The organism is Rathayibacter sp. AC182 (assembly GCF_979253875.1).
Genome location: NZ_CEEDEK010000005.1, coordinates 691,020 through 703,200, shown reverse-complemented (window position 1 = coordinate 703,200; position 12,181 = coordinate 691,020). Strand labels below are relative to the sequence as shown.

The window sequence follows — 12,181 nt, the reverse complement described above, 5'->3', positions numbered from 1 at the left end:
GGGCGCGCCCCGGACGTCAACCGCGGGGCAGGTCGCTCGAGGCCGCGGAGAGGGCGCGATCGCACGAGGCGGACGCGGGAGGCGACCACCAGGTCCGCGAGAGCAGGCCCACGGCCTCCCCGGTCGCCGCGAGGCTGCTCCGCGCGGCCACGACGATCAGCGGAGTCGCCGACGGCACCTGCAGCACGCCTGCTCGCGCGACGCGGTATCGATCGAGACCGTGCTCGACGAGCCGAGCGTCGCCCCCGACGGCGCTCGCCGCGGGCCGGTACGGGATCCACGCCTCCGTGAGCCCGATCGGCACGCCGTCGACGAGGTGGAGTCCGCTCGCCGAGTCGAGCAGCCCGCCGGCCGGGGTGGTCGCAGCGAGGGCGGCGAGGCTCGGCGGGAGGACGTGGCGGCGGAGCGCGCCTCCTCGGTGCGCGCCTCGGCGGCCGGCGCCGAGCGCCTGCTCTCGCCAGGAGAGGAGGTCGAGCCGCACCCGGGCGTCCGTCTGCGCGCCGACGTGGGTGCCGGAGCCGGGCCGCGTGATCGACCCGGCCCTGCGCGGTCAGCTCGGCGATCGCCTCGGCGCACCGGTACACGGCTCGCCCCGCGTACCGCCGGGCGAGCGCCGATTCTGGCGGGCAGCCTCGCTCCGGAGTGCAGCTCGCCGGAGTCGAGGCGTCGCCGCAGATCGCGCAGCACCTGCCCCCACGTCGGCGCGGAGCACGCGCTCGACCGGGTTCGCGGGCACGGCGCCTACGCGGAGGCGCGGCGACCGGGCGCGCAGCACCGCGAGCTCGCCGGTCAGGTACTGCGCCGCGCCGAAGCCGAAGGACCAGTCCGGCAGGTCCGTTCTCGACGTAGCCGATGAAGAAGACGCTGCCGCTGTCGACGCCGACCTCGGCGAGGCGCTCGGCGATGCGGGAGTAGAGCTGCTGCTTGATCTGCGTCGGAGCGGCCGCGCTGCGTGAAGACGTGCACGACGACCACGTCGTCGGCCTCGCGCCTCGAAGCCGAGCCCGGCGTCCTCGGCGATGATCTCGCCCTGCTCGTGCTGCGTGACGATCTGGAACCGGTCGCGCGGCGGGATGCCGTAGGTCTCGACGATGGCGGTGTGGATCGCGTCGGCGACGGCGCGGACGCCCTCGCGGCTGCGGCCGCGGGCAGGTGATGCGGACGAGAGGCACGGAGAGCTCCTTTAGTAGCGGTAAGAATGTCCTGGCATAGTACTTGTAGGAGCGTTCGACGAAAGCGGACGCGTTAATTTTCCGCCGAAGGCGACTCTGAGGGTGTTTCCTCCCTGGACGCCGGAGCCCCGTGGAGATCGGTCGACGTGAGGTCAGTGAGAGTCCGAGACGGGGAGAGGCGGATGTCGACGGCCGCGAGACCACGGCTGATCCGGCGTCATGCGAATTCGCGGTCGGGGCCGGAAGCGGCGAGCGGCGTGAGCCACACCGAAGCGAGTGTCTACGCCTCCGATCGGACGCCTTGCGAGCTCGCGTCCGGTAACGGGCGGCAACCAAAACTGCTTGTACACCTCTTGCGGCCACCTAAATGAACGGAGTGCCGCAGAAGAGCAAAGTCATTGGGCGTTGGAGTCCCCTCGCGCTCATGAGGTCCTAAGTGTCGCAGATCAGGTCGGCATCTCTTCCGGACGCTCGCCTCGGTCGTCGCGTAGACTTTGCCGGCAGCGTACTAGCTCTCCCGTTTCGAGTCGCAGCGAAGGCGCGCGACGCGCAACTCATAGTATTCAGTCCAAGACCCCTTGAACCTAATCGTCTCGAGAACGGTCGAAACTACCGTCTCGCTCGATATTCCGCGTCGCACCGTTTGCCCTGCAAGAGCCGCCTGGGCCAAGAAGAGACAGTAAGCGGACGCCCATTTCCCTTTGACGACGCCTTCGATCTCCCCTTCCACATGCTGGTTATCAGACGTTCGACTCCGAACGCTCGAGTCGGAGACTCTCTGCGCCGCATTCAGTAGCTGCAGAAGTGTCTCGTGACGACTTTGGTCGAGCTCACCGAATTGAGCAAGATTGATCTGGGAGGGAGCGCGCTACGCGTGCAAGTTGTGGCGCACATAAGCAGGAAAGCAAACCGGAGATTAATCCACTCCTTCCAACTTTCTGCGAGAGAGGCCAGCGGAGTGGAAAGTTCAACTTTTTCGGGCGCAGTTGCTGCTTAGTGACGCCTAGAGCTGAACTCACTCCACGAACGACGTCGCCTCTTGTGCAAGGATCTCGGCTTCCAGCGTCGGCGTATTCGGTATAGACCATAGAAGGCGTGTCGACCGCGTTCCACTTACGAGATCCAGATCTCGGTCCAACATTAGGCGTATGTAGCGGTAGCCGTCGCGATTTTCCTGAACGAGATGTCCCGTCTTGCTAAGTCTCGCGGTGAATTTGGAGGCCGTTGAGGCTTCCCGCCTGCTGCTGTTCCATCAATAGATATTTGTTCTACAAGCCTTGTATGCTTGGCCCGTTTTCTTCGAATTTGCAGGCAAGCGCCGGAACAGTCGTTCCTTAAAACGGCTCTATCGTGGCTTCGCCCTTCTACCAACACCCACGTCTGCGTCCGGCTCATCCCACGAGCGCGACGGGCGAAAACGCGCAAGTCTTGTGTCTGTTTCGTCATAGTTCGAAGATGTACCGATCCGGAACATCGACCTGGACTTCTGGGGAATGAGTCGCCAGTAGTAGCTGGCAGCTCTGGATTAATGCGACGCATGGACTCGACAAGTTGCTGCTGCCAATCCACGTGCAGTGACAATTCAGGTTCGTCAATCATCACGGTATTGTCGTCAGACGCTAGGGTCTCGAGAAGAATTTGCAGAAGCTGCTACCTCCCCTGACGAGAGAGCCTTTAGTGGAACAGGCCGCTTCGAGATCTGGACTTGCAGGACGGGCTCGGGCGACCGCTTCGTTGCTTCAAAGCTGATGTGCTTATTTCCGATGTGCATTGCTCGTCGATAACGCTTTGAAACTCGCGTTGCGGTGCTGCAGAATCACGCGCGAGGCGGCTTGTACTCGTTCAATCCCCTGACACGACCTCCTGATGTTCAAAAGAATTGGTGTACCGCCGCACAAATTCGTCGCGCCCGACTGCCAACACAATCTCCTGTTGGCGCAGGAACCCCTTTGACAATCTCATACGCTTCTGAAGCGGGCCACTCTTTTTTCTGCGCCTCTAGATTACGGCCGCTACGCCGGGCTCCGCCGAACAAAATGGCCAGGACGGCGGCTAGACCCTTCTGCCGGATGTCACGAATCCGTCGATTGCTGCGAGAGTTGTGGTCCGACCACCTTCGTCCGCACTTGGCGAACGAAGACCTCGTCGGCGCTCGAGGCTATCTCGAAGGAGCCGGTCGACGTTGACCAGCTGACTCCCTTTGATGCGCTACTTCGCGGCTCATCCGCGACACGAGAGATGGGCAGGCATGAGTGGACGATCTTGCGGCCCGCAAAACTTCCTGAACTGATTTGTCAATAATCGCGTTTGAGTGCAGTTCGCTGGTGACAACCCAATGGCCCGGCCGTTCGTTCTGAGTTGTCGGTCACCCAGGGCTCATCATCATCGCCCGTCGCAAGGTAGTATTCGCGCGTTGCTTCCGATTCAGGCTTTACATCGCGCTCTCACAAACTCACGACGAATCGACACACCAAATGAATCGTCGTAAATGTCCACAATCGCACGATCGAACGGCAAGTCCGAGAGGGATTCCGTTTCATTATTGAGAGCGGCGTGCAACACCTTCAACAGGGTGGCTTTACCACTCTCCATTAAGTCCCCCAAAAACATTGACATGTTCTATCTAATCGTCTCGTAATCCGCGAGCGCCCGGCCAGCGAGGCCGCTTGATAGAAAAACGAAACGATATGGGCCGCATAGTCCTCCATGACTTCGCTGAGGCGTCGTCGTACGATATCAAAAGTTGAAACTCACGGCACTTTTCACTTCCCGGCAACGTTTTCGATGCACCGATCCGAATGAGGCGTGTCGCTGCTGAGACGTTAGCCTTTCGGCGCATCGTACCGGGCGATGCCCGTAGGGCCGGCACGGCGGGTTCAGGCGGTGTGCAGCAGCATCGCGAAAGCGAACCACCTGCGACGGTTTTGGTCAGTTTTCGAGGCAGACTGGTAGTTGCGCAAGGGGAGTCGTGGTGACGCGGACCTTCGGCTCCGCGCGCGTCTCGTGTTTCCAAGGGCGGGTTTGCTCGTCGAGGGGCGGTTGGCGCTGTCGTGACGACGGAAAGTCGGTTGGTGACGGAGCAGTCGTCCGGGTCTGCGGTTCCCCGCAGCCAGGGCGTCGCCTCCCTGCAACCTGTACCCGCTCCGAGCTCGGCCCCGTGCCCCCGCGACGAGCTCGGTGATCCGCGCGAGCTGGGCGCGCGACGTCGCCTCGGCCGTCTCGTCCTCGGCGAAGACGTTGGAGACCAGGATCGACTCCTCGCGGTCGAGGAACCCGTTCGTCGCGAGGGCGGCGAAGAGCTGCTCCCAGTCGACGTCGCCGTCGCCGATGGCCAGGTGCTGGTGCACGCGGGCGGCGTTGCCGAGGCGGAGGTTCGAGATGTAGCGGAGGCCGCGGGAGCGGTGGTGGTCGAAGGTGTCGGCCGCGAAGACCGCGCCCAGCCCGCTGGTTCTCGGCCGCCGCGACGATGCCCTCGGCGTCGCCGCCGAGCCCGCCCAGGTGGAAGCTGTGCGCGCCGGCGTAGACGAACCCGATGGCGGGGGAGTTGACGCCCCGCAGCACGCGCAGGGCCTCGCGGCCCTCCTCGACGAAGTCGTCGGGGTGCGGATCGACGTTCATCCCGCACTCCCTCGCGCCCGAGGATCGGCACGAGCTCCTCCATCGAGCGGTAGAAGGAGTTCTCTGACTCCTCCTGCGCCTCGGGGCGGCCGCTGAACTCGGTGTTGATCACCGGCACACCAGCTCGACCGCGATCTCGATCACGCGCTTGGCGTGGCTCACCGCGTACTGGCGCAGCGACTCGTCGGGGGAGGACCAGCGCAGCACCGGCTGCAGCGCGCAGATGCCGATGCCGGCGTCCGACACCGCCTTCTTCAGCGCGCCCACCAGCGCGTCGTCGGCGCGGGCGCGGCGGTGGAACGGGATGAAGTCGGGGTGCGGCGTCAGCTGCATCCACTCGTAGCCGAGGTCGGCGACGAGCCGCGGGAACTCCAGCAGCTCGTGCGCGCTGTGGAAGGGCGTGGGGTCGAGGGCGATCTTCACCATGGTCCGATCCTCACGCGTAGAACGCGGGCTGGGCGACGTACTCGACGGACTCGAGGGTGCCGTTCGTGATCGCGCGCACTCCCGCCTCGGCGGCGACGGTGGCGAGGCAGCCCTCCCACGCGGAGGGGCCGCCGATGCGACCGGCGCGCGCGGCGTCGACCCAGGCCTGGAACTCGGCGTCGTAGGCGGCGCTGAAGCGCTCCTTGAACGAGGGGTTCTCGGCCTGCGAGATGCGGCCGTCGAAGCGCTGCACGAGGCCGCGGGTGGCTCCGATGCTCGCGATGCCCTGCTCGAACACGGCCTCGGTGCTCACCTGGTAGCCGAAGCGCACGTTCACGTTCATCTCGACGTCGGCGAGGACGCCCGACTCGGTGTACAGCAGGGCGAGGATCGGATCGTTGAAGCCCGACGCGTTGAGCGAGTTGCGCTTGAGGTTCTTCACCTCGATGCCGACGATCTTCTCCCCGGTGAGGAAGTTGACGATGTCGATCTCGTGCACGACGGAGTCGCTGATGAGCATCGAGTTCGTGTACGTGTCGGGCACGGCGCCGTTGTGGCGGTGGTGCGTGCCCAGCAGCGCGCCGAGCTGCCGCCGCGGATCAGCTCCTGCAGCTGGATGTACTCGTCGTCGAAGCGGCGCATGAAGCCGACCTGGATGTAGGGGCGGTCGAGCTTCTGCTCGGCCTCGAGGATCCGCAGGGCGTCCTCGGAGTCCTCGGTGAGCTGGCTTCTCGCAGAGGATCGCGAGCCGCGCCTCGAGCGCGGGCAGCAGCACGGGCACGTGGTACGGGCCGGGGGTGGCGATGACGACGGCGTCGATGAGGTCGCGGTCGATCGCCTCCTCGATGGTGGCGACGGCGACCGAGCCGGGGGCGAGGGCGGCCGCGGCCTGCGCCCGCTCCTCGAACGGCTCGATGATCGCGGTGACGGCGGCGTTCGAGATCTTCTGCGTGATGCGGCGGACGTGGTCCGAGCCCATCATGCCGGCGTTGACGACGGCGACGCGGAGGTCGCCGGAGGGGGTGGTGGTGTGCGTCATGGGTCTGGTTCTCCTTCGAAACGGGGTGCCGGCGTCAGCGGACGCGGGCCATCGCGGTGCAGCCGAAGATGTGGCGGAACGTGCGCTCGGCGATCGGGCCGGGCACGTCGATGTCGACGCCGTACATGTCCTGCTCGACGATCGCGAAGATCTGCGGGTCGATCGTCGCGACCGCCTCGATGATCGGGGCGAACGCCGGGACGCCGTGCGGCGCTCCGTCATGACGCCCTGGGCGACGGCGGTGGCGAACGGCGTCGTTCTTGAGCGCGGCGGCGAGGATGTCGGGCTCGACCCGCTTGAGGTGGAGGTAGCCGATCCGCTCGGGGTGCGCCTCGATGAGCTTCACGTTGTCGCCGAGGTAGTAGGCGAAGTGGCCGGTGTCGAGGCAGAGGTTCGTGTACGCGGCGTCGGTCTCGGCGAGGAAGCGCTCGACCTCGCGGTACGTGCCCACGTGGCTGTCGGCGTGCGAGTGGAACTGCTGCTTCATGCCGAACTCCTCGAGCAGCGCCTTGCCGAGCTGGTCGTGGCCCGCCGCGAGCTTCGCCCACTGCTCGTCGTCGAGGGTGCGCGACTCGAGCGGCTCGGTCGTCGCGTCCGAGCGCCAGAGGTCCGGGATCACGACGAGGTGCTCGGCGCCGAGCGTCGAGGCGAGGCCGGCGACGTCGAGGGCCTGGTCCCAGGCGCGCTTCCACTGGTCCTCGCCCTTGTGGAAGCCGGTGAAGACGGTGCCGGCCGAGAGCGTCAGGCCGCCGCGAGCCCAGCTCGTCCTCGAGCTCGATGCCCGGATCGGTCGGCGAGGTAGCCGAACGGACCGAGCTCGATCCACTCGCAGCTCGCCGCGACTGACCTCATCGAGGAAGCGGCGCCACGGGATCTGGCCCGGGTCGTCGGGGAACCACACGCCCCACGAGTCGGGGGCGGTGCCGATGCGCAGGCCCTGCACGCCGGAGCCGGGGGTGGTCCAGTCGGTGCTCATGGAACGACGGTGTCCTTCGTGGTCGGTGCGGATCGGGAGTCGGTGCTGTCGGCGTCGGTGCGGCGTCGAAGGGGGTCGGCGTCAGCCGAGCAGGGGGCGCTGGAGGCGGCGCTGCTCGGCGTAGGCCTCGCGGGCCGTGATCGTCGAGTCGAGCGTGGCTGACCTCGAGACGTTGGGGACGTCCCACCAGCCCTCGCCGTCGGGCGCGTAGAGCAGCGGGTCGCTGTGGATGTGGATGAGCGTCGGTGTCGGACGCCTTGGCGGCGGCGACGAAGCCGCGCAGAGGTCCTGCGATCGCGTCCGGGCCGGGCTGGACCTCGGAAATGGTGTCCACTCCGTAGCTGCGCGCGTTGGCGGCGAGGTCGACGGGCAGCACGTCGTTGCCCTGGAACAGCCCGGCGCTCGTCCTGGCAACCGGTACCAGGTGCCGAAGCGCTCGGAGCCGACGGTCTCGGAGAGGTGCTCGATCGACGCGTAGCCGTGGTTCTGGATGAGCACGTTGACGATGATCTTGAGCCCCTCGGCCACCGCGGTCACCAGCTCGGTGTGCAGCATCAGGTAGGAGCCGTCGCCGACCATCACGATGGCGTCGCGGTCGGGAGCCGCGCGGCGCACGCCCAGGCCGCCCGCGATCTCGCAGCCCACCGCACGACGAAGGCGTACTCGACGTGGTAACCGAGGCTGTCGCGCACCCGCCACAGCTTGTGCAGGTCGCCGGGGCAGCGAGCCGGCGGCCTGGATCACGACGTCGCGCGGATCGGACGCCGACTGCACGGCGTGGATGATCTCGGTCTGGCCCGCGCAGTTCGAGGCCCGAGGGGGCGAAGGCGCGGTCGACCGCGGCGTCCCAGGCGCCGCTTCTCCTCCGCGGCGGTGCGCGCCCAGTCCTCGCTCACGCGCCAGCCCTCGGGTGCCGCCGAGCAGCGGCCTCGAAGGCCCCGCGCGCATCGGCGATGACGGGCAGCTGCGAGGCCGTGCTTGTAGGCGTCGAACGACGCCACGTTGACGTTGACGAACGTGACGTCGGGGTTCTCGAAGGCGGTGCGGCTCGCCGGTGGTGAAGTCGGAGTAGCGGGTGCCGACTCCGATGACCACATCGGCCTGCGCGGCGAGGCGGTTCGCGGCGGTCGTGCCGGTCGCTCCGATGCCGCCGAGGTACTGCGGGTGGTCCCAGTTCTTCAGCGAGCCGCCGCCGGCCTGCGGGGTGCCGACCGGGATGCCGGTGGCCTCGACTGACCGCGCAGGAGGGCGTCCTCGGCGCCGGAGTAGATCACTCCGCCGCCCGCGACGACGATCGGGTTCTTCGCCGAGGCGGATCGCCTTCGGACGGCGCGCCAGCGGGCCCTTCGGGGAGCGGACGGCGCACGTGCCACCGCGGGGCGCGAGGAACTCCTCCGGCACCTCGATCGTCTCGGCCTGGACGTCCTCGGGGAGGGCGATGGTCACGGCGCCGGTCTCGGCGGGGTCGGTCAGCACGCGCATCGCCGCGAGGGCGATCGAGCAGAGCTCGGGGCGGTCGACGCGGTCGAAGAAGCGCGAGAGCGGACGGAACGCGTCGGTGACCTGCACGCTCGTGTCGTGCGGCAGCTCGATCTGCTGCAGCACCGGATCCGCGACGCCCGGGTCGCGAAGGTGTCGCTGGGCGGCCTTGGCGCGGGCAGGCGGTTCGTGGTGGCGTAGAGCGGCTCCGGTGAGCATGTTCGCGGCGCCGGGGCCGACGGACGCGGCGCTGGCGAAGGTGGAGCGGCGGCGGCGCATGCGCGCCCAGCCGACCGACTGGTGCACCATGGCCTGCTCGTTGCGGGCCTGGTGGTGCGGCATCACGCCGGGCTGCTCGGCCTCCAGGCGCTGCTTCAGCGCCTGGCCGATGCCGGCGACGTTGCCCGTGCCCGAGAGATGCCGAACGTGCCGGCGATGGTGCGCTCGCCGGTGGTCTCCGTCGACCGTCCACTGGTTCGCGAGGAACTCGATCAGCGCCTGGCTGACCGTCATCACCGCCACCTCGTGGTGCTCATGTGCCAGGGTGTCCTTCTTCGTCGAGGTGTGGGGAGTCGGCGGTCGTCCAGGAGTGGCGCTCGTCGAGGGAGGCGCGGATCGACGTCCTGGCCCTCCCAGGTGGCGCGGATCCAGCCGTGGGCCGGGTCGTCCGAGATGTGCCAGACGCGGTCGGGGTCGGGCCCCGCCATCACGTTCAAGTAGTAGAGGTCGTAGCCGGGAGCCGCGACGCAGGGGCCGTGCCAGCCGTACGGGAGCAGGGCGATGTCGCCCGTGCGCACCTCGGCCAGCACGTCGATCTCGCCGGCGGGGGAGGAGTAGGTGCGCCGGAATCCGAACAGGGTCGGCCTGCTCCGGGGCGTCGAGCCCCTTCGAGGGCGGCGGTCTCGAAGTAGTAGATCTCCCCGAGCACGCGCCTCCTGGCCCGGGACGAGGCTCGTCGTGCTTGTGCGGCGGGTAGTTCTCCGACCAGTTCTCGGCCGGAGTGATGACCTCGCAGACGATGAAACGGCCGGCCTCGAGGGACTGCGGCGTGCCGAAGTTGTGCACCTGCCGGCTCGGCCGGCCGGCGCCGCGCAGCTCGACCGGCACCTCCGCGCCGAGGGTGATGTGGCGGCTCGGGTGCACCTCGGTGGTCGGCGCCTCGGCCACGGCGACGCGCCCCTCGCCCCTCGAGCGTCGCGGAGGCGAGGCTCGAGAGGTAGAGGACGTCGCTCGGACCGTCGAGGACCGAGGCCCGACCCTCCGGCGGGGTGGTCTCCGACGGGCCCGAGTGCTCTCGGTGCCGGACCGTGAACGATCCGGACAGGGGGACGACGAGGCGCTCCACGCCGTCGGCGGGCAGCTCGAGCTCGACGCCCGCGGTGAGGTCGGCGACGCGCAGGCCGGTGTGCTGCCAGCCGGGGCGGGAGTCGTCGACGACGGACTCCCGCCCGTCGCGCGCGAGGGCGCCCTTCCGGAACACCCAGTCGTTCTGCGTGGTCATGTGCGGGCCTTCCGTGGAGGGGTGGTGGGTGGGAGTCGAGGGGGCTGGGGTCTCGATACGCCGCCTGCGGCGGCTGCTCGACCAGCAGCTTGCTTGCTGGCCGATGCGGCAGGGCTGCCTCTCGCCGATCGAGCAGCCCGCGGAGCGGGCGTCCCCGGAGATCCACCCTCCTGGTGACGGGGGTCTCGATACGCCGCCCGCGGCGGCCGCTCGACCAGCAGGGGGTGCGCGAGCGCAACCGGCGATCCGCGTGTCCAGCGGATCGTCGTGCGCGGACCGCAGGACGCTCTGCGGAACCCCTGCCCCCGCCCCGCCGACCGCGGCTGATCGACGAGCGCAGCGAGGAGGGAGGCTCAGGAACTCAGTTCTGCGGGAGGCCCAGGTTGATGCCGCCGTGCGAGGTCCAGTCCAGCGCGACGTGATCGCCTTCTGCTGGGTGAAGAAGCGCACCCCCTCCGCGCCGTGGGCCTTGGTGTCGCCGAACAGGGACGACTTCCAGCCCGCCGAACGAGAACGTCGCCACGCGGACCGGGATCGGGACGTTGATGCCGATCATGCCCACCTGGACCTCGTTCGGGAAGCGGCGGGCCGCTCCTCCGCCGCGTTCGTGAAGATCGCCGTTCCGCTGCCGAACGCGCCCCCGCTGATGAGCTCCACGCCCTCTTCGGGTAGGTGCCCGCGCGGACGATCGAGAGCACCCGGTCCGAAGATCTCCTCGGTGTACGCGCGCGATGTGGTCGGGACCTTGTCGAGCAGCGTCGGTCCGAGCCAGAACCCGTTCGAGGGTCGCCGTCGACCTCGATCCTTGCGGCCGTCGATGACGACCACCTCCGCCCCGTCCTCCTCGGCGATCGCGATGTGCGAGGCGACCTTGTCGCGGTGCACCTCGGTGACCAGCGGGCCCATGTCGCAGCCGCGGCAGCCTTCGTCGCCGATGCGCAGCTTGGCGGCGCGGTCCTGGATCTTCGAGATGAGCTTCGTCGGCGACGGGCTTCTCGACGGCGACGACGACCGAGATCGCCATGCCGCACCGCTCGCCCGCCGAGCCGAACCCGGCGTTGATGGCGGAGTCGGCGACCAGGTCGAGATCGGCGTCGGGAAGCACCGCGCCGTGGTTCTTCGCCCCGCCCAGCGCCTGCACGCGCTTGCCGTGCTTGGTCCCGGTCTCGTGCAGGACGTACTTCGGGCGATCGGAGTGGATCCGGACGAACGAGATCGAGCGGACGCTCGGGGTGCGTGAGCAGCCCGTCGACGGCCTGCTTGTCGCCGTTGAGCACCGTGAAGACGCCGTCGGGGAGCCCGGCCTCCTTCCACAGCTTGCGCCATCCAGATCGCGGCGGTCCGGGTCCTTCTCGGACGGCTTGAGGATCACCGCGTTGCCGGCGGCGATGGCGATGCAGGAACCACGTCGGCACCATGGCCGGGGAAGTTGAACGGCGAGATGATGCCGACCACGCCGAGGGAGCTGCTTGGTCCGAGTAGACGTCGACTCCCGTGGAGACCTGCTCGGAGTACTTCGCCCTTGAGGTGGTGAGCCAGGCCGGTCGCGAACTCCACGACCTCCTGGCCGCGGGTGATCTCGCCGAGCGCGTCCGAGACGACCTTGCCGTGCTCGGACGCGATGATGTCGGCGAGCTCGCCCTTCTTGGCCTCGAGCAGCTCGCGGAAGCGGAAGAGGATCTGCTGGCGCTTGGCGAGCGACAGGTCGCGCCAGGCCGGGAAGGCGGCCTTCGCCGAGGCGATGGCGGCCTCGATCTCGGCGTCGTCGGCCAGCGCGACCTCCTTGGTCGCGACTCCGAGCGCCGGGTCGAGGAACGGGAGCGGTGCGGCCCGACGTCGAGGGGGGACTCGCGGCCGTCGATCCAGTGCGGCACGACGGGGAGCTGGTGGAGGGGGGAGTGGTCCCCGTGGTCTCGGACATGGTTCCTGCTTCTCTTTCTCGAAAGTGGGGAGGGGTCGGCCGTGCACGG

9 protein-coding genes and 4 pseudogenes are annotated in these 12,181 nt (G+C 68.2%); all 13 read right to left on the bottom strand.

What is annotated here, in order from left to right; translation table 11 throughout:
• Positions 1–16: 16 nt before the first annotated feature.
• Complete coding sequence (locus AC0CII_RS14295) at positions 17–481, bottom strand: hypothetical protein (RefSeq protein WP_465229817.1); 465 nt, start codon at positions 479–481, stop codon at positions 17–19.
• 308 nt (positions 482–789) lie between these two features.
• Positions 790–975: a hypothetical protein gene (locus AC0CII_RS14290; RefSeq protein ID WP_465229816.1), complete on the bottom strand. Its 186-nt coding sequence runs from the start codon at positions 973–975 to the stop codon at positions 790–792.
• A 3,125-nt stretch (positions 976–4,100) separates the two neighbouring features.
• Positions 4,101–4,790, bottom strand: a complete 690-nt coding sequence (locus AC0CII_RS14285) for a hypothetical protein (RefSeq protein WP_465229815.1) — start codon at positions 4,788–4,790, stop codon at positions 4,101–4,103.
• A 108-nt stretch (positions 4,791–4,898) separates the two neighbouring features.
• Positions 4,899–5,216 carry a TIM barrel protein gene (locus AC0CII_RS14280; RefSeq protein ID WP_465229814.1) on the bottom strand — a complete coding sequence of 106 codons (318 nt, stop codon included), beginning with the start codon at positions 5,214–5,216 and terminating at the stop codon, positions 4,899–4,901.
• Positions 5,217–5,226: 10 nt separating this feature from the next.
• Positions 5,227–6,255: a Gfo/Idh/MocA family protein gene (locus AC0CII_RS14275; RefSeq protein ID WP_465229813.1), complete on the bottom strand. Its 1,029-nt coding sequence runs from the start codon at positions 6,253–6,255 to the stop codon at positions 5,227–5,229.
• Between the two features lie 34 nt (positions 6,256–6,289).
• Complete coding sequence (locus AC0CII_RS14270; protein WP_465229812.1) at positions 6,290–7,231, bottom strand: sugar phosphate isomerase/epimerase family protein; 942 nt, start codon at positions 7,229–7,231, stop codon at positions 6,290–6,292.
• An 81-nt stretch (positions 7,232–7,312) separates the two neighbouring features.
• A pseudogene (locus AC0CII_RS14265) lies at positions 7,313–9,223 on the bottom strand (thiamine pyrophosphate-dependent enzyme).
• Entirely contained in the window at positions 9,223–9,507 is a 285-nt protein-coding gene (locus AC0CII_RS14260) for a 5-deoxy-glucuronate isomerase (RefSeq protein ID WP_465230926.1), read from the bottom strand. Before AC0CII_RS14260 ends, AC0CII_RS14265 begins: the two are co-directional and overlap by 1 nt.
• A gap of 208 nt (positions 9,508–9,715) precedes the next feature.
• Positions 9,716–9,853, bottom strand: a pseudogene (locus AC0CII_RS14255) (5-deoxy-glucuronate isomerase); the annotation flags it as partial.
• Positions 9,854–9,956: 103 nt separating this feature from the next.
• Positions 9,957–10,211 (bottom strand): annotated as a pseudogene (locus AC0CII_RS14250) (5-deoxy-glucuronate isomerase); the annotation flags it as partial.
• Between the two features lie 552 nt (positions 10,212–10,763).
• A complete protein-coding gene (locus AC0CII_RS14245; RefSeq protein ID WP_465230925.1) occupies positions 10,764–11,147 on the bottom strand; it encodes an aldehyde dehydrogenase family protein in 384 nt (127 codons plus the stop codon).
• Between the two features lie 103 nt (positions 11,148–11,250).
• A pseudogene (locus AC0CII_RS14240) lies at positions 11,251–11,553 on the bottom strand (aldehyde dehydrogenase family protein); the annotation flags it as partial.
• A 26-nt stretch (positions 11,554–11,579) separates the two neighbouring features.
• Positions 11,580–12,179 (bottom strand): aldehyde dehydrogenase family protein, encoded by a 600-nt coding sequence (locus tag AC0CII_RS14235; RefSeq protein WP_465230924.1) that lies wholly within the window; start codon positions 12,177–12,179, stop codon positions 11,580–11,582.
• Positions 12,180–12,181 lie beyond the last annotated feature (2 nt).